This window comes from Microbacterium nanhaiense (assembly GCF_014646015.1).
GTDB lineage: Bacteria > Actinomycetota > Actinomycetes > Actinomycetales > Microbacteriaceae > Microbacterium > Microbacterium nanhaiense.
Genome location: NZ_BMMQ01000002.1, coordinates 30,524 through 51,651, shown reverse-complemented (window position 1 = coordinate 51,651; position 21,128 = coordinate 30,524). Strand labels below are relative to the sequence as shown.

Genomic DNA, 21,128 nt, shown 5'->3' with positions numbered 1-21,128 from the left:
GCTAGCGGCGCGCCGCGGATCCGGGGATCGGGTTGACGCGCCGCCGTCGCCACGAGTAGTGCGGCATCACTCCACCGGGGCGAGATCGTCGGTCGCGGGGCCCTCCAGCAGGCGGCCCCGGTGGTCGAAGCGGGATCCGTGCAGCGGGCAGTCCCACGATGCCTCGGCCCGGTTCCAGGTCAGGACCCCGCCGAGGTGCGGGCACACCGCGGACCTGCGACACACCTCTCCTCGCACGCGTGACACCGCGACCGGCCGCACGCCGTCGCGGCCGACGACCCCCTCGCCCTCGGCGGGCGGGTCCTCCGGCAGCGCGTGCAGGGCTGCGCCCACCCAATCGGCCGCGAGATGACCGCCGACCTCCGCGTTCATCGCGATGCCCGAAGCCACCGCCGACGGCTTCGTGACGCGGTGGTGCAGAACCTGCGCCCACGGCAGCTCCTCTCCGAGGATGTCGGCCGTGATGCTGAGCGCCGCCGCGACCGCGTTCGTCATTCCCCACTTGTTGTAGCCGGTTGCCACGGCGACCCGGCGGTCGGCCCGCGGCATCCAGCCCACGAAGGGCGTCATGTTCGCCGAGCGATAGTCCTGCGCGGACCAGGCGTGGGTGCGAACGGCTCCCGGGAACCACTGCGCCGTCCATGATCCGAGCTCGTCGACGACGGCGAGGGTGTCGTCCTCGCGGCCGACGACGTGGCCGCCGCCGCCGACGAGCAGCACCTCCTCGCCCCTGATGGTGGCGGTGCGGAGGGAGCGGCTCGCCTTGTCGACCGAGAGGTACATGCCCGTCGGCAACGGCTCGGCCGTGCGGAAGGCCTGAACGTACGACCGCGACGGCTGCACCTTCGCGAAGTACATGCCGCGGTCCAGGAAGGGAATGCCGGTCGCGAGAATCACGTGCTGCGCCGCAATCTCGCCGCGGGCGGTGGCGACGGTCGTGGGTTCGCCCAGGTGCACGTCTGTCACTCGCGCGCACTCGACGATCCGGACGCCCCTCGATCGCGCCTCGGCGGCGAGCGCGCGCAGCGCGGCGATCGGATCGATCTGCGCCTGGTCGGCCAGGCGGATTGCCGAGCGTACGTCGAAGGGAAGGTCCGTCTCCGTCTCGCGTTCGATGTCGAGACCGGCGACGTGGGCCGCCTCGATCTCGCCCTCGAGGCGCGCCTCGCCCTCGGGCGTGGTCGCGTAGGTGATGGCGTCTCGCCGCTCGACCGGCACGCCGCGCTCGCCGAGGAAGCCGAGGAGCCAGTCCTGGGCCTCGCGATTGCCGTTGGCATACGCGCGCAGTACCTCGTCGGAGTGGCTGCGCCGGACGCCGGACATGACGGCCCCCTGTAGCAGGCTCACCTTGCCGGTCGAACGGCCCGTCGTCACGTCGCCGATCGAGCGCGCTTCGAGCACGGCGACGGAGCGGCCGGCGCGGGCGAGCATGACGGCCGTCGCGAGGCCTGTGAGCCCGCCGCCGACCACGACCGCGTCGAAGCGGCCGCCCGCGGGGAACGGGTCCGTGGGCACCGCGGCGGCGCCGTCCTGCCAGAGGGAGATCGTCATGTCGCCGTCACTTCTCGCTGAACGCGTCTTTGATCATTCCGGTGGCCTTGTCCACGATGTTGGGGGCCGGATCGGTCCCGTACAGGCGAGGATCCGGCCGCGTGGGCGGCGGCATCGGAACGGTCGACTCGGGGCCGTCGTGATAGCTGAACTCGCCCTTGCCGTCGGGGCTCGGTCCCGATGCCCACGATCCGTTTGCGGCCTCCTCGCCGTCGGAGAAGTTCAGGTATTGGTAGCTGTGCTCGCGGGCCTCCTTGGACAGCGGGAAGTTGCTGGGCACCGGCAGGTCCTCGGCCCCCTCCTCCTGCAGTTCTCGCGCGGCGGCGATCCACTGGTTCTGGTGCATCGTGTCGCGGGCGAGGAGGAAGGAGAGCAGGTCGCGCACGCCGTGGTCATCGGTCATGTTGTACAGGCGCGCGACCTGCAGACGCCCCTGCATCTCGGCGTTGGCGTTCGCCGTGAAGTCCGCCAGGAGGTTACCGCTCGCGGTGATGTAGGACCCCTGCCACGGGTTGCCGTTGCTGTCGACGGGCCGAGCGCCCGCTCCCGCGACGATCGCCGCCTGGACGTCGGTACCGCCGAGGACGGCGCCGAGCACCGGATCCGCCTCCGCGGCCGCTTCCGACTGCTCGACGGGTGCCTTCTCGAGCAATTGGGCGATCATGATCGCCAGCATCTCGACGTGGCCGAACTCCTCGGCTCCGATTCCGTAGAGGAGATCGCGGTACTTTCCGGGGAGGTGGCAGTTCCACGACTGAAAGCCGTACTGCATCGCGACGGTGATCTCGCCGTACTGGCCGCCGAGCACCTCCTGAAGGCGCCGGGCGAACACCGCATCCGGCTGCGAGGGACTGGCGGTGAACTGCATTTCCTGCGTGTGGAAGAACATGTCGCTCCTGTCCGAGGGGGTCCGTCCCGAGCGGGCCGTGCGGCGACTGTACGGCCCCGCACGGGCGGGATGCTTCGGGGTGGAGATGCGCGACCGCGCGGCGTATCCTTGGCGCCCGCCGCCGGGTGAGGCGTGACCCCCAGTAGAGTCGAGACGTGATGACAGGCGACGCGGAACTCTTCTCGATGCCGCTCTCGTGGGAGGAGATCCGGCGTCGGTCGCTTGCCGCTGCGCAGGAGAAGCTCGACCGCGAGATCCGCAAGACCCGCGGCGCCCTGATCTCCGAGCGGCCGATCGCGTGGGATCCCTTCGGCCGAGGCGTCACGGTCGACGTCGGAGCGCCCCGCGGAATCTACTGGAAGCAGTCGCACTTCTACCTCGTCGACTCCGCTCTCGACGCCAGCGACGACGCGAATCGGCACGTCACCGAGTACCACGCGTACAACCCGACGACGGGTGTGCTGATCCTCTCGGTGTCGAACGAGACGCGGCGCGCGCTCGCGCACACCCGCACCGTCAACGTGTTCCGCGCGGAACCCGTCGCGATGGACCTTGCCGTGCGATGGCGCGATGCGCTGGGTGAGATGGATCGCGGCCCGCGCGTCGCCGACCTGTGGTCGTCGGAAGAGGCGTCGCTCGCGCCGGCACCGGATCCGTTCCTCAACGCGGATCAGGCCCGGGCCCTCGCCGCGATGACCTCGCCCGGCGGCTGGTTCGTCTGGGGACCGCCCGGCACCGGCAAAACGACGGTGATCGCCCGCGCGATCCGCGAGGCGATCGGGCGCGGTCAGAGCGTGCTCCTCGTCTCGCACACCAATGCCGCGGTCGACACCGCGCTCGCCGCGCTCGCCGCCGGCGAGCTGCAGCCCGGGCAGGTGATCCGGTACAGCGGATCCTCCACCGAGCGCGTGCGCGCCGAGATCCGTGAGCACCCGTTCCTTCTCTCCGGCAAGGCCGCCGGCATCGAAATGGGCTTCCCCGAGCGTTCGGTCGAGATCGACAACGCCCTCGACGTCAACGCGCGGCACCCGGCGCGAGCGCGCGAGCGCGAGCTCCACGGCATCCTCACCGGATCCGAGATCGGCTTCGACCGGTTACGGAGCGCCCGCGACGCGGAATCACAGCTCGCGAAGCTCGACGAGGTGCTCACGCACATCGAGGAGCTGCGCGACGCCACCGTCGTCACCGATCGCGAGATCCTCGCCCTCACGCAGCAGGCATCGCCCTTCGACGGTCTCGAGGCCTCGCTCGACGCCATCCGCGCCGAGGCGCGCGGGCTCGAGCGTGCACGCGCGACGCTTGAGGCCCATCGCGAGAAGCAGGCGACGATCCTCGACGAGATCGGGCCGGCGCTGTCGCGCGCCCGCTCGGACGCCGAGGCCGCCGGGGCGCGAGCCGGATCCGTGATGCCCTGGGTCGCGCGGGAGCGGCGGCGCGAGGCGGAACAGGCTCGGGAGAAGGCCGAGGCGCTCGTCGAGGCGCGCCGGGCCGCCGAGGCGGAGGTTCGCCGCGCGGATCAGATGCTGAATCAGGTCCGGGAGCGGATCCGCCGCTTCGACGCGCGCGTCGCCGGGGTTCGCGAGGAGGAAGCGGCCTACGACCGCCTCAGGGCCCGCATCGACGAGAAGAAGCGGCTGCGGCGCGCCCGCGCCGAGCGGATCCGGTCGCTCTCTCGCGAGGCCGCGTCGTTGCGCGAGGCGGCCGGCGGCTCGATCTCCCGTCTCGACGAGTTCCGCGCGCTGCGGGACACCCCGCTGTGGCGGGCGATGGGCGAGTACGACCGCGTGCTCACCCAGATCCAGCATCTGGACGCCGAACAGGCGGCGCTGACGCGTGCGCGCGAGCACCTCGATGAGGAACTCTCGCACACGCATCGCAACACCCTGTCGCACGCCCCCGTGGTCGCCACCACGCTCACCGCCCTGGTGTTCAACCCCATCCTCCGCGGCCGCCGATTCGACGTGGTGATCGTCGACGAGGCGGCGAGCGCCGAGGCGCATACGATCGTCTACGCCGCCGCGAAAGCCGACACGACGCTCGCCGTCGTGGGCGACTTCCTGCAGAACGCGCCGATCGCCGAGGGCCCCGCGCCGCGCGACATCTTCGAGCTCGCGGGCGTGACGGATCGCGCCAGCGCGGAGGCACACCCGCGGTGCGTGGCGCTGTCGGTCCAGTATCGCTTCCCCGGCCTCGTGGCCGACGCCGTCAACTCGTTCTGCTACGACGGGCTGCTCCGCTCGGCCGTCAGCTCACCGGGCCGGGTCGTGTTCATCGACGCGTCGGGGGACTTCGAACGCGTGGGTACCAGCTGGGCGTGCCCGTCGACGGCGGCGATCGCCGTGGATCTCGCGGCACAGATCGACGGCGACGTCGGGTTCATCACGCCCTACGCGGCACAGGCCTCGGCCGTCGAACGCGCGGCCCGCGAGGCGGGAGTCATCCTCGAGGCCGGGACCTCGCACCGGTTCCAGGGCCGGGAGTTCGGCACCGTCATCGTCGACCTGATGCAGGACGATCGCCCGCGCTGGGTCGCCGCCGCGGATCTCGCCGGATCCGCCCATGCCGTCGCCGCCGCGAAGCTCTTGAACGTCGCGCTCACGCGCACGAAGAGCACCCTCTATCTGATCGGCGACTGGTCGTTCGTGCGATCGCACCCCTCTCCCGGCATGCGCGCCCTCGCCGCGCTCGAGGGCCGCGAGGGCTTCGAGCTTCGGTCGGGGCGCTGACGCGGAACGACTCCCCGCCGGAAAGCGAACGGCGGAGAGTCGTGTTCCGGGATGCTCAGCGCACGGCCGGGCCGTGATCGCGGCGCACGCCCTGTGCGCGGCGGTCGCGGCCGACGAACAGGCCGAGCAGAATCATAACGACGGCGAGGCCGAGGTGCAGCCAGTTGTCCGCATGGTTCACGGGGAGGAAGTTGAGGTCGTCGTTGGTGACCGCGATGAGCCCGTACACCCAGACGAGCAGGTACACGATGCCGCCGACGATCAGGTAGTAGCGCGACGCGCGGGCGCGGGCCGCGAGAGCGATGCCGAGGACGGCGAAGAGCAGGTGCACGATGTTGTGCAGGACCGACACCTGGAAGACCCCCAGCAGGAGTGCATCGGAGTCGGCGCCGGCGGCGTGCAGGTGCTCGGCCGAGTGGGTCAGCCCGGGAACGAAGCCCGCGATTCCGACGATGAGGAAGACGATGCCGAACGCCAGTGCCGTCTTCTGGATGAGAGTGGCGGCGTATCCGCCGGGTGCTGCTGTGTTGTTCACGATCGCTCCTTAGCTCGATTGGTGTGAGTGCGACGCTATTCCCGGCGAGCATTCCGGCCGAGAGTGTTGACAGCAGGTACCCGAAGCGAATATCTTCGTCGGCCCGATATTGCGATCAGGCGCCTTCGGTGGCGTCGTCGGGGTCGGGCCAGCGCAGGCTCGCGAGTGGCTCGCGCACGGGGCGCTCCTCTCGCGGCGCGTCCTCGGCGGAAGCGGGCTCCTCCTCAATCACCACCTCGGCATCGGTCAGCACGGCGGCGCGCGCCAGTGCCTCGGCCGCCGATGTTCGGCAGATGAGGTTCGCGTCCAGCATCTCCGACTCATCCGAGGCGACCCACGGCGCGGCGTCCAGAGCGAGGAGTTCCTCGTCGGCGTCGAGCATGCGGTTGTCGAGGACCACCGCCTCGACGCGCGCCTGCTGAAGTGCCGCGACGACCGCAGGGATTCCCTCGGCACCGGCCGATCCGTTGTCCGCGAGGGCGCCGTCGCGGATCCGCTGGATCCGGTCGCGCGCATGATCCTCGAGTGCGCTCGCGATCGCGTCGTCGAGCTTCGCGCTGTCGGCGCCATCGGCGTGGGTGTGGGCGTCGGCCTCGACGATCGGCGTGTGCTCGAGGTCTCCGAGCTCCTCGATGAGCAGCTGTCGGGCCCGCACATCGCCCGCGACGGCGACGAAGACGGGGCGCGACTCGCGCACGATCTCGCGCACCGTCTCGGCCACCTCCGCCTGATTGCGTTTCCACGTGCTCTCCGCATAGCGCTGGAAGTTCGCGTGGGACCACCCGCCCGCCTGCACCTTGGTGATGTCGTCGGAATCGCCTTCGATCTGCGTGCGGGAGGAGGTTCCCCGCGTCGCCGTCTCCAGGCGGATGTCGGCGCTGTCGCGGCTCGCCTCCACGACCAGGTACCGCGCGTCATCGCTCTCGTGCCGCAGGAGCGGAACGATCAGCGGGAGCGGCCCCTGTACGAGCCGCTCGGGGCCGCGCCGCGCGCCCGAAAAGCTCTCGTCGAGCACAACCTCGCCCGCGCTCGCGAGCACGATGCGCGCGGATGGGCTGGCGACTCCGCGCCGCTCACCCAGGGCCTGCGCGATCGCGTCGGCGTCCTCCGCCGGCGCGCCGATCTCGAGCAGGCGATCGCCGACGGAACGTTCGCGCGACTCTTCCTCCACCCGGGGACGCGGCCCGTCGCCGTCCACGTATGCGCTGGTCCAGGATCCTGGCCGCTCGATGATCTCCTTCAGCCGGTTATTCGTCATGATTTCTCCTCGTGGTCCTGGCGGTTTCGGTCCGACCGAGGATAGGAAATGCGCGCGGTCGCCGCGCGAGGGTTGACGGATCCGGGCTTGCGGCGTACTGGGCGCGTTAGGCGTCGAACGCGAGCGACGCCTCGTCGCGAACGGAGAGCGAGAGAACGACCTTTTCCACGGCCTCGTGCTTCTCGATCGTCCGCTCGACCTCGCGCAGCCGCCACGCGACCCGGTGCTCGCTCTCGTCGCCCGCGAGGTCGACCTCAGCGACGACGAAGAGCCGGTTGGGGCCGACGTACTCGACGTGGAGATAGGTGAGGCGCTCGATCTGAGGCATGCGCAACAGCGCCTCTCCGATCTGCCGCCGCTCTTTCGCAGAGATCGTCGTTCCAACGAGGAACGCCATGTTGCGCGCGATCAGCACGATCGCGACGACCGCGAGCAGCACGCCCACCAGGATCGAGCCCACGGCGTCCCACGCAGCGACCCCCGTGAGCTGATGCAGCGCGATCGAGGATCCGGCGATCAGCAGACCGATGAGCGCCGCGCCATCCTCGAAGAAGACGGCGCGCAGGGTCGTATCGCTCGTTCTCAGCACGAAGTCCCACGTGGACGACAAGCGTTCGCGCGCGAGCCGCCGCGAACGGCGGAAGGCCTGCACGAACGAGATCCCCTCCAGCACGAACGAGATCGCGAGCACGATATAGGCGACGAGAGGCGACTCCACCGCCTCGTCTTCGCGGAGCTCCTGCACACCGTGCATGATCGACACGATCGCGCCGGCGGTGAAGATTCCGAAGGCGGCGATCAGCGCCCACACGAAGGACCTCCTGCCGAAGCCGAGCGGGTGCCGCTCGTCCTTCGGGCGCGCACCGCGGCGGTCCGCGATGAGCAGGAAGACCTCGTTGCCCGCGTCGGCCCACGAGTGCGCGGCCTCTGCCACCATCGACGCCGACGAGGTGAAGACGGCCGCGACCGTCTTGGCGACCGCGACGAGCACGTTGGCGAGGAAGGCGATGAGGACTGTCACGGGGTCAGGATATGCCCGCGGCGGTGGCCGCGCGCCTATATCGCACCGGGCCGCAGCCCGAAACCCCGCTGCCGCGCGCGCGACACCGCCGTACGCTCGCGCCATGGACCTCACATTGAACTGCCTGGCGATCACGTGCAGCCTGAAGCCGTCTCCGGACGCCTCGAGCTCCGAGAAGATCGCGGAACAGATCCTCGACGAACTTCGCGCCCTCGGGGCAACGGGTGAGAGCGTCCGTGCGGTGGACTTCGCCATCGCCCCGGGCGTCGAGACCGATATGGGCGACGGCGACCAGTGGCCCGAGATACGCGAGAAGGTGCTCGCGGCCGACATCCTGATCCTGGCGACGCCCACCTGGCTCGGACAGCATTCGAGCGTCGCTCAGCGAGTGCTCGAGCGGCTCGACGCCGAGTTGAGCGAAACCGACGGATCCGGCCGCCCCATCCTGTTCGACAAGGTCGCGCTCGCGGCGATCGTGGGCAACGAGGACGGCGCGCACCACATCGCCGCCATCCTCTTCCAGTCGCTGAACGACGTCGGCTTCACCGTACCCGCGCAGGGTAGCGTGTACTGGAACGGCGAGGCGATGCAGGGTGTCGACTATCAGGACCTCCCGCAGACGCCGGAGAAGGTCGCGCAAGCCATGAAGACCGCCGCGGCGAACGCCGCCCATCTCGCGCGATCGCTGAAGATCAGCCACTATCCCGCGTGATCCGGCGCGCGCGCCGACGCACATCGCCCGCCTGACCGCAAGCCCCACGCTCGCGCTCGGGCGGGCGCTACCTTGTGGCTATGACCTTCACGACCCTGGCCCTCATCGTGGCCGTCGGCATGCTGGGGCCTCTCTTGGCGGCGCGAAAGTCGTGGCGCGTGCCCGTCGTGATCGGCGAACTCCTCGCCGGAGTCGTGATCGGCAAGACCGCCCTGAACTGGATCGACCCGGAAGACGCGACGCTCGCCTTCCTCGCCGACACCGGCTTCGGGCTCACGATGCTGGTGATCGGCTCGCAGGTGCCGGTGCGCGATCGCGAGGTGCGCGCGGTGATCGGGCGCGGCTTCCTCGGGGCGATCGCCGTCGGCATCGTCGGGGCGGTGCTCGGGACCCTCATCTCGCTGTGGTTCGGCACCGAGCACGCCGCGCTCTACGGGGTGCTGCTCTCGTCCTCCTCCGCCGCGCTCGTCCTGCCGATCCTGCAGTCGCTCAACATCGAGCAGGGCAAGATCGCGCAGCTCATCGCGCAGATCGCCATCGCCGACATCGCCTGCATCGCGGCGCTGCCGCTGGTGATCGTGCCGTCCCGCGCGCCCGTCGCGGCGCTGGGCGCCGTCGCCATCGGTGTGTTCGCGGTCATGCTCACGCTCGCGGTGCGCTTCGCCGGGCGCCGCGGGTGGACGCGGCGCTTGCACCGGTTCTCCGAGTCGCGCGAGTTCGCGCTCGAGATGCGGATCAGCGTGCTGATCCTGTGCCTCCTCGCCGCGATCGCGCAGGCGACGCACGTCTCGGTGATGCTCGCGGGATTCGCACTCGGCCTCGTGCTGGCGAGCATCGGACAGCCTCGCCGGCTCGCCCGCCAGCTGTTCGGCGTCACCGAGGGCTTCCTCGGGCCGCTCTTCTTCGTCTGGCTCGGCGCGTCGATCAACCTGCGCGACCTCGCCGAGCATCCCGACAAGATCCTCCTGGGGCTCGCGCTCGCGACGGGGGCCGTGGTCGCCCACCTGGCGGCACGCGCCTTCGGTCTTCCGTGGATGCAGGCCATCTCCTCCTCCGGCCAGCTCGGCATCCCGATCGCCGCCGTCGCCCTCGGCATCGAGACCTCGGCCCTCGCGCCGGGCGAAGGCGCCGGGATCCTCTTCGGCGCGCTGATCACGGTCGCCGTGTCCGCCTTCGCGGCGGGCCGTGTCCGGGTTCCGGAACCGCGATAGTCTGCGCTCTATGCCCCAGCTCCTGCACATCGATTCCTCGGCCGACCTCGCATCCTCGCGCACGCGAGCGCTGACGGCCGCGCTCGGCGCGGCATGGCGGGTGCGCGACGGACACACCGTCGTGACGCGCGACCTGGTCCGCACCCCCGTGCCGCACATCGAAGCCGCCGCGCAGCACTGGCCGGACGCGCCGGGTGCCCGCGAGCAAGCGAGCGAGGGCGCCTGGCGGATCCAGGAGGAGCTCCTCGACGAGCTGCTCGCGTGCGATGCGCTCGTCGTCGGGGCGCCGATGTACAACTACTCGATGCCATCGGTGCTGAAGGCCTGGGTCGATCACATCCACATCCCGGGCGTCACGGCCGGGTCCGTGCGCCCCCTCGCGGGCAGGCCGGCCGTGATCGTCACCGCCTCGGGGATGTCCTACGACGCCGGTTCCGGCCGCGAGGGCTGGGACCACGGCACCGAGTCGCTGCGTATCATGCTCGGCGAGAGCCTCGGCATGAGCGTCGCCGTCGTCGTCGCCTCGCGCACGCTCGCGGCGAGCGAGGCCGAGCGCGCGCTCGCGGAGGCCGAGTTCGACGCCGCGCGGGCGCGGTGCGCGGAGCTCGGGGCGACGCTGTAGGACCCTCGGCGCGTCGCCCGCGATATCGGCGACTCACCCGCGATACAGCCTGTTCACCCGTGATACCGGCGAGTCACCCGCGATACAGCTCACCCGCGATACAGGGGCCACTCTGCGCCGATGGCGAAGCCGGCGGCGATGAGCGCGGCCGTCGCGAGGACGACCACGAGGTCGAGCCACCGATACCGGAGCCCGGCGATCCGGATCCGGCGACCGCGGCCGTCGATGGTCGCGAAGGTGAAGCCCCGCGCCTCGAGCGCCTCGACGGTCGTCCGCACCGACTTGGCGGTGTTGAGGAAGATCGGGTAGAAGGCCCTCACCGCGAGCGTCGCCCAGTGCACGAGATGCCGCCAGCCGAGGAAGCCGGCCTTCGCGGGCGGCGCCTGGCGCAGGCGGTACCCCTCCATCACCGTCGAGAACTCCTCGACGAGGATCGGCATCATCCGGTATCCGTACGACACGGCGAAGGCGATCGTCGGTGGGCAGCGCAGAGCCAGGAGCGCGTCCGAGAGCTTTTCGGGGTCGAGCGACACGAAGGCGGCCAGGCTCGCCAGCGAGACGACACCGATCTTCATCGTCACCTCCGTCAGGGCGACGAAGGTGGTGAAATCGCCGCCGAAGAGCGTCGCGGCCAAGACGAGGTACACGAGTTCGAAACCGAGACCGATCACGAACAGGCCGAGCACGAGCGGGCCGACGCGCGCGACGGCGACGGAGGCGACGCCCACTGCGAACAAGCAGGCAATCGTCGTGAGGTTGTGGGTGAACCACGGGGCGAGCGCGAGCATCACGTACCAGGCCAGGACGGCGCGCGGATCCATGGCGGCGAAGAGGCCGCCGCGGGTCGAGTAGGCGGTGCGGATGAGCTCGAGCTTGACCCACTCGACGCTCACCACATCGCGCTGCTTTCGGGCGACGCTCATGCCGGAACCTCCATGGGGTCGAATGCGGCCGCGAACTCGGCGACCGTGAGCGGAAGCGGATCCATGCCGAGCGCGCGCCCCAGCTGCACGACCTGCGGCGGAACGAGTCGGGCGCGAGAGAGCAGCTCGTCATCGGCGAACAGGGCGCGCGGTGTCGTATCGGCGACGATGCGCCCGTCTTCGAGCGCGATCACGCGGGTCGCCCATTCCGAGACGAGGTGCATGTCGTGCGTCGCGATGACGGCGCAGGAGATCGCGCCGTCGAGTTCCGCGAGCATGTCGATGACGTCGTCGCGGCTGGCGACGTCGAGGCTCGCGGTCGGCTCGTCGAGCAGGAGGAGGGCGGGCCGCATCGCCAGCCCGATCGCGAGCGTTGCGCGCCGCTGCTGGCCGCCTGAGAGGGTCCGGGCGTCTCGCTCGGCGAACTCGGTAAGCCGCACCCGTTCGAGGATCCGGTCGACGATCGCCGTCGTTTCCGGGTCCTTCCGGCTGTGGGGGAACAGTTCGACGTCGGCGCGCACCGATTCCTTGAGGAACATCCGCTCCGGCTGCTGGTAGAGGTACGCGGCCTTCTCCGCGAGGCGGCCGGCGCGCGAGGCGCGGGTGTTGGAACCGTCCAACATGACCTCGCCCGAGCGGGGCACGTGGATCCCCGCGAGCAAGCGCATGAGTGTGGTCTTGCCCGCACCGTTGCCGCCGATGATCGCGACGCGGTCGCCCTCTCGGAGCGCCAGATCGAGCTCGTCGATGACGGGCTGCACCTCGCCCGAGACACTGCGGAAGCCGTGCGAGACGCGGAGCGCCTCGACGACCACCGCCCGATCGGGTTGCGGCTCCGGCACCGCGGCCCCGGCACCCGGCGCCGCGGCCCGCGCCGCGCGGATCCGCGCCGCCGCCGCGTCCACGGAGCGCGCGACGCCGCCCACGCCGGCGGCGCGCAACGCGTCGACGATCTGCGGCGCGGGGATCCCGTGGTCGGCGAGCTCGCCCGCGCGCTCGAGGGCCTCGTCGGCGGGCAGGTGCCACACCGGCGCGCCGTCGCTCATCAGCACCACCGACCGCGCGTACTGGGCGATGAACTCGGCGTGGTGTTCGATCGTGATGACCGTGATGCCCCGCTCGCGGTTCAGGGCCGTGAGCTGCTCGTAGACCTCGTGCGCCGCCGCGGGGTCGAGCTCGGCGACGGGCTCGTCGACGACGATCACCTCGGGCCGCATCGCCAACACCGACGCGAGCGCGACGCGATGAGCCTGCCCGCCGGAGAGCTGCCAGACGAAGCGGTCTGCCAAGTGGGCGATACCCACCGCGGCGAGCGCCTCCTCCGTGCGCTCGGCGTGATCGTCGAAGCCGAAGTTGATCGGGCCGAACGCGACTTCGTCGCGCACCGTGGGGCGCACGAGCTGGTTCTGGAAGTCCTGGTAGACGTATCCGACCGTCCACGACAGCCGTGCCACCGACGATTCCCAGGTGTCCTCCCCCGCGACGCGCACCGAGCCGGCGAACTCCCCCGACCAGTAGTGCGGCACGAGACCGTTGAAGGTCTTGCAGAGCGTCGTCTTGCCGGATCCGTTGCCGCCGACGATCGCGACGAAGTCGCCGCGCTCGATCGTGAGGTCGACGTTGCGCAGGGTGTCGCGCCCGGCGCCGGGGTAGCGGAAGCTGAGCTCACGCACCTCGATGATCGGATCCGCCATCAGCGCTCCCCCGCGCCGCGGCGGCCGCGCCACACGGCGAACAGGATGACGGCGATGACGAGGACGACCACGATGGCGCCGACGCTGACCCACAGGAAGCCGTCGCCGAAGCGATCGCGGAATTCCCCGCCGACGGAGCCGACTTCGACGTCCCAGGCCTCGAGGAAGGCGAAGAAGAAGGATCCGATGCCGGCGAGGATCGCGACCGCGACGAACCAGCCGCCGCGCGGGACGGATCCGGGGATCCGTTTGCCGGGCTCGCGGGGCTGCAGGCCGAGCATCGGCTCGATGCGCTGATAGAGGGCGGGGATGAGCCAGAGTGCGGGGATCGCGCCGAAGAGGACGCCCGACATGATGAGGTCGATGCCGAAGCCGATGCCCTCGAGCAGGAGGACCGACTCGGGCAGCCCCTCGACGAACTCCGCGTCCTCCACGCCGACCCAGACCTTGAGGAGGTCGACGGTCGCCGAGAGGAACTTGTCGATGCCGACGACGAGGAGCGAGCCGAGAACGATCTGGCCCTTGCTGCGGGGGTTCCGGATGACGGAGCCCGCGATGTAGATCGCGAGGAACATCTGGATGAAGCCCTCGACCTCAGCGAGGCCGGAGAAGTCGCCCATCAGGAGGTCGGTGAAGATGATCTCGCCGAGCGGGGCGCCGAGGGCGACCCAGAACGGGCTGAGCAGGGCCGCAAGCGTGATCGGGACGAAGACGAAGTAGCTGACGGAGAAGTCGACGGGCCCGATGGTGATGTCGGGAATCACCTCGAGGATGATGTTCGAGAGCCCGAACAGTGCCATCGACAGCACGAACACCATGAGGTTCTGCGGTGTGTTCGTCGTTGGAGCGTCGCCACCGCGCAACTCGCCGCGGCGGACATCGGTCTGGGAGAGGGACATCGGGGAGTTCCTTTTCGGATCGGGGTCAGGCGGACGCGGCCGCGGGCACGGCCGAGATCAGGGAGACGAGGTCGCCGGGCTCGTCGACGGCGTGCGTGGCGAGGCCCGTCGTCAGGGCGGCGTCGACGTCGGCGTCGGCGGTGGATCCGCCGCGCACGATCACGCGGTGGGCGATGCCTGCCGCGCGCGCGGCCACGGCGTCGTTCTGCGGTTTGTCGCCGAGGAACCAGGTGCGCGCCGGATCCGCGCGTGCGATCACGAGAGCCTCCCGGACGAGCGACGCGTCGGGCTTGCGCACGCCCCCCTCGTCCGAACACACCGACGCCGCGATGAGGTGGTCGATGCCGTGCGCCGCGCACTCCGCCCGCACGGCGCGGCCGCTGACGGTGTTCGACACGACCACGACCGGCACGCGCTCGGCGCGGCACGTCTCGAGCAGTTCACGCACGCCCGCTCGAAGGCTCCGGCGCGACTTCGCGCGGCCGTAGCGGGCCATGACGTCGTGCGCCTCCGCCGTCAGCACGGCGCGCTGGCGCGCACTGAGGGAGCCTCCGAACCAGTCGCGCCAGAACACGACCGGATCCGCCTCGGCGAGCGGTGCGGCGTCGTCGAGGAAGCGCCGCGTCGCCTCGCGCTTGAACGCCCCGTGCGCGACGCGGGCGCGCGCGATCAGCGTCGTCACCTCGGCCGGGTCGGGCCCCGCTTCGGGGCCGGCGAGCAGGCGCGACAACCAGGCGGCGAAGGCGTCGACCCGTTCGTGGTCGTCGACCGAGAGCGAGATCACACCGCCGTGGTCGATCAACAGCGCACGGCCGAGCGTGTCGTCATCGTGGGTCAGACCGTGCATCGGCGCCGCCTGCTTCCCGGCGGCGAGCGCGTCGCGAAGCGCGCCGGCGAGCCCCTCGGGAGTCGCATAGACCGCATCAGCCGTCGCGTCGACCGCGAAGGGTGGGGCGTCCGTGTGGGCGCTGCGGGTGAGGATGACGGCGGCGACGCCGGCGCGGCGCCCGGCGACGACGTCGCGGTCCTGCGTGTCTCCGACGTACCAGCAGCGATCCGGCGTGGTGCCGCAGGCCTCGGCCGCGAGCTCGATGATCCCCGGGTGCGGCTTACGCAGACCGACCTCGTCCGAGTAGCACTGCACCGCGAAGCGGTCTGCGAGCCCGTGCTCGGCCAGCACGGCGCGGTGGCTGCGGCCCGAGTGCGCGTTCGAGACGATCCCGACCGGGATTCCGTGCGCGTCGGCCAGATCGAGAAGCTCCCGGATTCCGGGGCGCACCTCGTGGGTCGAGAGGGTCGTCGTCACCTCGAGCAGCACGTCGTTCGCCTCCGCGGTGAGGAGCGCCCGTGAGGCGTCGTCGAGGTCGGAGACGAGGAAGTCACCGACGATCTCGCGCGGTGGGAGCTCCCGTGGCAGGCGCCGACGACTCTGCGCGTGCTTCCAATGCTTCAGCGCGGTGAGCCCCGCCTCGATCGAGGAGTGCACGCGGTCGAGATCGGCGACGATCCCCGCCCGCGCGAGGCGGGCGACGAGCGCGCGGGCCAGCCGCCGCTTGCCCGCCGGATCCTTTCGCGTCTGGAAGATCACGCCGCCGAAGTCGAGCAACAGCGCTTCTGGAACGTTCCAGGATGGTGTCGTGGGGATTGTCTGCGAGTCGGTCACGACAGCGACGCTACGGTCGCGGGGTGACATCCCGGTGGCTCCTCAGTAAACGGATCCGGAACGTTCCAGACGCGATGTCCCGCCTCCGCGAGAACGCCGCTCCCCCTGCCAGAATGAGAGGCATGACCGGAACCGCGCGACGCCCCACGATCGTTGACGTGGCCCGCGCCGCGGGCGTATCGAAGTCGCTCGTCTCGGCGGCTCTGCGCGGCGAGCGCGGGGTGAGCGCCGCGAGTAGATCCCGGATCCTCGCCGCCGCCGATGAGCTCGGCTACCGGTCGAATGGGTGGGCGCAGCGCCTCGTGAGCGGGCGCAGCAGCCTCGTCGGCGTGCTCCTCACCGATCTGCGCAACGCGTATCAGACCGACATCGTCAACGGCATCGAGGATGCGGCCGCCGCGGCCGGATTCGACGTCGTCCTCAGCCATGGCCGACGCGACCGCGAGCTGCTGCGCGAGCGCCTCGCCGGCCTCACCGCCCTCGGCGTCGACGCCGTCATCGCCGTTACCGGCCACCTCGACGCCGACGATCTCGCGGCGCTCGCCGATCGCGTCCCGATCGTGGTCGTCGGGCGCCCCGCGTCCGTGCCCGACGCGGCCGGGTGGATCCGCAACGACGACGAGACCGGCGCCCGGCTCGCCGTCGCGCACCTGCAGGAGCGCGGGCACGACCGCGTCGCCTACGTGCACGGATCCTCGCGCCCCGCGTCGGTCGCGCGCCGCGACGCATACCGCGCGCTCGTGGATGAGGCCCGTGAGTACGACGTGCGCGACGACGGCATCGCGCGATTGCTGGACGCGGTGGCGGCGGGCGGCCCCACGGCCGCGTTCGCCGCGAACGACCGCATCGCCGCCCAGATCGTCGCCGTGGCGATCGACCGCAGGGTCCGCGTGCCCCACGACCTCGCCGTCGTCGGCTACGACAACACCGAACTCGCCGACCTCGTCCGCCCCGGCCTCACGAGCGTCGATCAGCCGCGTGGCGAGATGGGCGCCGCCGCCATGGCGCAAGCGCTCGGCCTGCTCAACGGCGGACAGCCTGAGCGCGCGGTGGCCTCCCCCACGCTCGTGGTGCGGGGGTCGTCGTAAGGGGCGAGGGGACTGCTGCACGAATAGGTGACAAGTTGTAGTCACGCCGCCAGTGCGACGGTCGTGTTCATGACGGTCTCGAACTCGATGGGCGTCAATCGGCCTAGGCGGGCCTGGCGTCGGCGGCGGTGGTAGGTCCCGTTCGATCCAGGTGACGATGGCGATGCGCAGTTGCTCGCGGGTGGTCCAGGAGCGGCGGTCGAGGACGTTCTTCTGCAGCAGCGCGAAGAAGCTTTCCATGGCGGCGATGTCTCCGCTCGACCCGACTCTGCCCATGCTTCCGACCATGTGATGGCGGGTGAGCGCGCGCCGGAATTTTCGGCTTCGGAACTGCCTGAGTTCAACCGGTCGTTGCAACACCGGGTTGTTGAAGTGAGCGTAGCTGCTCCTCGAACACTTCGGTCAGTGTCCTCCAATCGAGGCTTTTGCGTGGCCGGTTGTTGAGCGCGAGCGCGACTGCTTCGAGGTCCTCGGCGGACCAGCGTGAGAGGTCCGTGCCCTTCGGGAAGTACTGACGCAACAACCCGTTCGTGTTCTCGTTCGTCGGTCTCTGCCAGGGCGAGTGGGGGTCGGCGAAGAACACCTTCGTGCCGGTCCCGAGCGCGAGCTGAGCGTGCGCGGAGAGTTCCTTGCCACGATCCCAGGTGAGTGTCTTGCGGAGCTGTTCGGGAAGCTTCGTCATCGACGCGCTCAGCGCGGCGTTCATCGCGATGGCGCCGTAGCCGCCCAACGCGGGACCGTTCTTGACGGGTGGGGTTTCGCCGTAGCCTTCCAGTCGGGGCAGATGCACCAGCAGGTTCGAGCGGCTCTTGCGCTCGACGATCGTGCCGATCGCCGACCGGCCTGTGCCGATGATCAGGTCGCCCTCCCAATGCCCGGGGACGGCGCGGTCCGCAGCCTCCGCGGGACGTTCGGAGAACAGGACATCCGCGGTGACATGCCCTTGTGGCCGGTTCCGCGTTCGAGCCCGTGGCCGCCGGAGTGCGCGGCCGGTTCGCAGACAGGTGACGAGCTCGCGTTTGAGCGCGCCACGGCCCTGGATGAACAGCGACTGGTAGATCGCCTCGTGGCTGATGCGCATGGACTCATCACCCGGGAAGTCGACCTTCAGACGGTGCGATATCTGCTCCGGACTCCACGCGGTAACCCACCGCCTGTCCTGCCGATACGGTTTGTTCAACCCCTTCCATGCCGGCGGTTCAGGCCCGACGACGATGCTGCCGTCTGGCCGGCGGATGTTGCCGGCGAGGCGCTCCTGGACGCACTCGCGCAACGTGTCGTTGGCCGCGAGCTTCGCCGTCTTCGGTCGCTTCGCCGCCTGCTGCGCCTTCCACTGCGCCACCAACGCCCGGTACTCCAGCGTCCCCCTGCGGGTGGCCGCGTTGCGACGCAGTTCGCGGGAAACCGTTCCCGCGTCGCGGCCGATCCTGCGCGCGATCTCACGCACCCCGACCTGTTTGGCGCGCAGCAGAGCGATCTCCTCACGCTCCTCGAAGGACAGGTAACGACCGGTGGGCTCGGCCAGTGAGATCGGTGGCATGCCGCCAGCGTGACGAAACCCGCGGCTCCCGACTGGCACGGACACGCCGACCCTCAAAGCAGCTTCGGCCGAGTTGATTCCCGTCGCGATTAGACGCCCGAACTGCCGTTGCACCGCCCGCGACGGCTCAGGCCGCCCGGGCGATCGCATCGGCGGTCGCAACGCTCGATCCGCGCGCCACTGGCGGCGCGCCCCTTCAGGAACCTCGCTCGTCTTCGCAGACCAGTACTTCGTCGCCACTGCGCAACACCTCCACGGTCAAGGTGTTGCGACGACCAGTTGAATCCGCCCTCGGTGCCCGCGCGAAAGTGAACATTCGATGACGTGTACGGCTTGAGGTTGCGATCTGAATAGAAGGGCTTCAATATAGAAGCATGTCGAATCAAGCCTCTCCAGTCCCCGTCACCGACGCGACCTTCCGGGCGGAGGTTCTTGAGTCCGAGCTGCCCGTCGTGGTCGACATCTGGGCGACCTGGTGCGGCCCGTGCAGGGCGATCGCCCCGATACTGGACCAACTCGCCGGCGAGTACGCGGGCCGGGTGAAGGTCGTGAAGGTCGACGCCGACCAGAACCCGGAGACCGTGACCGCGGCCGGCGTGACCTCGATCCCGACCCTCGGCTTCTACCGGGACGGGGAGCGCGTGGACGTGCTGATCGGTGCGCATCCGAAGCCCGTCTACGCGGCGAAGATCGAGGAGTTGCTCGCATGACCGGCACCCTGACTCGCACCGCCCCGAAGCGGCTCTCCACTCTCGACAAGTGGCTGCCGCTGTGGATCGGCCTCGCGATGGTCGCGGGCCTCCTGCTCGGCCGCTTCGTGCCCGCGCTCTCGGACGCGCTCTCGGCGATGGAGGTCGGCGGGATCTCGATCCCGATCGGGCTGGGCCTGCTGGTGATGATGTACCCAGTGCTCGCAAATGTCCGCTACGACAAGGTCGCCGCCGTCACGGGCGACAAAAAGCTCCTCGTCTCCTCGCTCGTGCTGAACTGGCTCGTGGGGCCCGCAGTCATGTTCGCGCTCGCGTGGATCTTCCTGCCGGACCTTCCCGAGTACAGGACCGGGCTGATCATCGTCGGGCTCGCCCGCTGCATCGCGATGGTGGCGATCTGGAACGACCTCGCGTGCGGCGACCGTGAGGCGACCGCGGTGCTGGTCGCGATCAACTCGGTGTTCCAGGTCGTGATGTTCTCGGTGCTGGGCTGGTTCTACCTGACCGTGCTGCCGAGCTGGCTGGGGCTGGACGCGCAGGGGCTGGAGATCTCGGTCTGGCAGATCGCCTTGAACGTGCTCGTGTTCCTCGGTATCCCGCTCGTCGCGGGCTTCGCGTCCCGGTTCATCGGCGAGAAGCGCAAGGGGCGCGACTGGTACGAGGCGAAGTTCCTCCCGAGGATCGGGCCGTGGGCGCTCTACGGGTTGCTGTTCACGATCGCGCTGCTGTTCGCCCTGCAGGGCGAACAGGTCACCTCCCACCCGATGGACGTCGCCCGCATCGCGCTGCCGCTGCTGGTCTACTTCGCGCTGATGTGGTTCGCCGGGATCCTGCTCGGCAAAGCCCTCGGCCTGGGCTACGCGCGCTCCACGACGCTCGCCTTCACCGCCGCGGGCAACAACTTCGAGCTCGCCATCGCGGTCGCGATCGGCACCTTCGGCGCGGCATCCGGCCAGGCCTTGGCCGGGGTCGTCGGCCCGCTCATCGAAGTGCCCGTGCTCGTGGGCCTGGTCTACGTCTCGCTCTGGGCCGCGAAGGCATGGTTCCACACCGACCCCTACGCCACCGAATCGAGGACGTCATGACCGACACGACCGTCATCTCCGACGCCGACACGTGCGCACCGTCCACGGCACACGCGATCGGCACCGAGGCCGCCACGACCGTGGCCGGGGCACTGAAAGCGCTCGCTGACCCGCTGCGGCTGCGGATGCTCTCCGCGATCGCGACCGACCCGCGCGGCGAGTCCTGCGTGTGCGACCTCGCCGACCTCGCCGAGGTGTCGCAGCCGACCGTTTCGCACCACCTGAAGGTGCTGAAGGAGACCGGAATGCTGCTGTCCGAGCGGCGCGGCACCTGGGTGTACTACCGCATCGCCCCGGGCAAGCAGCGCGCCGTCGCGACCTTCCTCGACGCGTTCGCTCCCGCCGCCGCCGTCACCGACGAACCCGAAGACACCGCAGCACGGGCCGAGGCCCTGCGGCAGATGGACGCCCGCGTGACCCGCCTCGCCGAAGAGCTCGCGGACGAGCTGACCGGGCTGAACCGGGACCTCGTGATCGCGATCGTGCGCGAGTCCTACGCCGGCCTGGTGCGCTCGGCCAAGCTGACGGCGCACATGATCCCGCTGACCGAACGCTTCGCCCGGCAGCGCCTCACCGACCTGACGCGGGACCGCTCGGCCGGGGTGCCGCAGGTGCTGTTCGTGTGCGTGCAGAACGCGGGCCGCTCCCAGCTCGCCGCCGCGATCGTCAACCAGCTCGCCGACGGCCGCGTGGTCGCACGCTCCGCCGGTTCCACCCCGGCGTCGGACGTGCACCCGCACGTGCGCTCGCTGCTCACCGAGATCGAGGGCGCGCAGGAGGCCGAGACGGCGTTCCCGAAGCCCCTCACCGACGACGCCGTGCGCGCGGCCGACGTGGTGGTCACCATGGGCTGCGGCGACGTCTGCCCAATCATCCCCGGGGTCCGGTACGAGGACTGGGCCGTCGGCGACCCGGCCCTCGCTTCCCCGGAAGGGGTCGACGCGATCCGCCACGACATCGAGGCCCGCGTCCGCGACCTCCTCGCCACCCTCACCGACTGA

General features: G+C 70.3%; 18 protein-coding genes and 1 pseudogene. 8 read left to right on the top strand and 11 right to left on the bottom strand.

Annotated features, from left to right (window positions below):
• Positions 1–66 precede the first annotated feature (66 nt).
• Together IEX05_RS03070 and IEX05_RS03065 are read right to left on the bottom strand one after the other, a co-directional pair.
• Positions 67–1,551, bottom strand: a complete 1,485-nt coding sequence (locus IEX05_RS03070) for an FAD-dependent oxidoreductase (RefSeq protein ID WP_188699931.1) — start codon at positions 1,549–1,551, stop codon at positions 67–69.
• A 7-nt stretch (positions 1,552–1,558) separates the two neighbouring features.
• A complete protein-coding gene (locus IEX05_RS03065) occupies positions 1,559–2,440 on the bottom strand; it encodes a manganese catalase (protein WP_188699930.1) in 882 nt (293 codons plus the stop codon).
• Between the two features lie 158 nt (positions 2,441–2,598).
• Between IEX05_RS03065 and IEX05_RS03060 the strand changes: the two genes are divergently transcribed.
• Positions 2,599–5,166, top strand: a complete 2,568-nt coding sequence (locus IEX05_RS03060) for a DEAD/DEAH box helicase (RefSeq protein WP_229661141.1) — start codon at positions 2,599–2,601, stop codon at positions 5,164–5,166.
• Between the two features lie 55 nt (positions 5,167–5,221).
• Here the strand turns inward: IEX05_RS03060 and IEX05_RS03055 are convergent, their stop codons facing one another.
• The 3 genes from IEX05_RS03055 to IEX05_RS03045 form a co-directional block, all read right to left on the bottom strand.
• Positions 5,222–5,701: a DUF4383 domain-containing protein gene (locus IEX05_RS03055; protein ID WP_308423395.1), complete on the bottom strand. Its 480-nt coding sequence runs from the start codon at positions 5,699–5,701 to the stop codon at positions 5,222–5,224.
• Between the two features lie 115 nt (positions 5,702–5,816).
• Positions 5,817–6,959, bottom strand: a complete 1,143-nt coding sequence (locus IEX05_RS03050; RefSeq protein ID WP_188699928.1) for a baeRF2 domain-containing protein — start codon at positions 6,957–6,959, stop codon at positions 5,817–5,819.
• 106 nt (positions 6,960–7,065) lie between these two features.
• Positions 7,066–7,980, bottom strand: a complete 915-nt coding sequence (locus IEX05_RS03045; protein WP_229661098.1) for a cation diffusion facilitator family transporter — start codon at positions 7,978–7,980, stop codon at positions 7,066–7,068.
• A 103-nt stretch (positions 7,981–8,083) separates the two neighbouring features.
• Here IEX05_RS03045 and IEX05_RS03040 point away from each other — a divergent pair, with 103 nt between their 5' ends.
• The 3 genes from IEX05_RS03040 (at position 8,084) to IEX05_RS03030 (ending at position 10,525) form a co-directional block, all read left to right on the top strand.
• The gene (locus tag IEX05_RS03040) at positions 8,084–8,692 is read left to right on the top strand and encodes a flavodoxin family protein (protein ID WP_188699926.1); all 609 of its coding nucleotides are present in this window, start codon (positions 8,084–8,086) and stop codon (positions 8,690–8,692) included.
• 80 nt (positions 8,693–8,772) lie between these two features.
• The gene (locus IEX05_RS03035) at positions 8,773–9,903 is read left to right on the top strand and encodes a cation:proton antiporter (protein WP_188699925.1); all 1,131 of its coding nucleotides are present in this window, start codon (positions 8,773–8,775) and stop codon (positions 9,901–9,903) included.
• A gap of 10 nt (positions 9,904–9,913) precedes the next feature.
• The gene (locus IEX05_RS03030) at positions 9,914–10,525 is read left to right on the top strand and encodes an FMN-dependent NADH-azoreductase (RefSeq protein WP_188699924.1); all 612 of its coding nucleotides are present in this window, start codon (positions 9,914–9,916) and stop codon (positions 10,523–10,525) included.
• Between the two features lie 89 nt (positions 10,526–10,614).
• Here the strand turns inward: IEX05_RS03030 and IEX05_RS03025 are convergent, their stop codons facing one another.
• From IEX05_RS03025 to IEX05_RS03010, 4 genes are read right to left on the bottom strand one after another with little or no spacing between them, the layout of a single operon-like run.
• Positions 10,615–11,448 (bottom strand): energy-coupling factor transporter transmembrane component T family protein, encoded by an 834-nt coding sequence (locus tag IEX05_RS03025; RefSeq protein ID WP_188699923.1) that lies wholly within the window; start codon positions 11,446–11,448, stop codon positions 10,615–10,617.
• On the bottom strand, positions 11,445–13,142 hold the full coding sequence (locus tag IEX05_RS03020; protein ID WP_188699922.1) for an ABC transporter ATP-binding protein: 1,698 nt from the start codon (positions 13,140–13,142) through the stop codon (positions 11,445–11,447). The genes IEX05_RS03025 and IEX05_RS03020 overlap by 4 nt, the downstream gene beginning before the upstream one ends.
• Positions 13,142–14,041: a DUF8171 family membrane protein gene (locus IEX05_RS03015; protein WP_114116270.1), complete on the bottom strand. Its 900-nt coding sequence runs from the start codon at positions 14,039–14,041 to the stop codon at positions 13,142–13,144. The genes IEX05_RS03020 and IEX05_RS03015 overlap by 1 nt, the downstream gene beginning before the upstream one ends.
• Before the next feature lie 25 nt (positions 14,042–14,066).
• Positions 14,067–15,704: an HAD family hydrolase gene (locus IEX05_RS03010; protein ID WP_229661097.1), complete on the bottom strand. Its 1,638-nt coding sequence runs from the start codon at positions 15,702–15,704 to the stop codon at positions 14,067–14,069.
• A 122-nt stretch (positions 15,705–15,826) separates the two neighbouring features.
• On the opposite strand from IEX05_RS03010, the gene IEX05_RS03005 reads away from it, so the two are divergent.
• A complete protein-coding gene (locus IEX05_RS03005) occupies positions 15,827–16,792 on the top strand; it encodes a LacI family DNA-binding transcriptional regulator (protein ID WP_229661096.1) in 966 nt (321 codons plus the stop codon).
• Positions 16,793–16,833: 41 nt separating this feature from the next.
• On the opposite strand, the pseudogene IEX05_RS03000 reads toward IEX05_RS03005, so the two are convergent.
• Positions 16,834–17,125 (bottom strand): annotated as a pseudogene (locus tag IEX05_RS03000) (IS3 family transposase); the annotation flags it as partial.
• Between the two features lie 7 nt (positions 17,126–17,132).
• The gene (locus IEX05_RS02995; RefSeq protein WP_444543264.1) at positions 17,133–18,482 is read right to left on the bottom strand and encodes an IS30 family transposase; all 1,350 of its coding nucleotides are present in this window, start codon (positions 18,480–18,482) and stop codon (positions 17,133–17,135) included.
• Between the two features lie 224 nt (positions 18,483–18,706).
• Here IEX05_RS02995 and trxA point away from each other — a divergent pair, with 224 nt between their 5' ends.
• From trxA to IEX05_RS02980, 3 genes are read left to right on the top strand one after another with little or no spacing between them, the layout of a single operon-like run.
• The gene (gene trxA, locus IEX05_RS02990) at positions 18,707–19,042 is read left to right on the top strand and encodes a thioredoxin (protein ID WP_188699918.1); all 336 of its coding nucleotides are present in this window, start codon (positions 18,707–18,709) and stop codon (positions 19,040–19,042) included.
• Positions 19,039–20,127, top strand: coding sequence for an ACR3 family arsenite efflux transporter (gene arsB / locus IEX05_RS02985; RefSeq protein ID WP_188699917.1), 1,089 nt, complete (start codon positions 19,039–19,041; stop codon positions 20,125–20,127). Before trxA ends, arsB begins: the two co-directional genes overlap by 4 nt.
• Complete coding sequence (locus IEX05_RS02980; protein ID WP_188699916.1) at positions 20,124–21,128, top strand: metalloregulator ArsR/SmtB family transcription factor; 1,005 nt, start codon at positions 20,124–20,126, stop codon at positions 21,126–21,128. Before arsB ends, IEX05_RS02980 begins: the two co-directional genes overlap by 4 nt.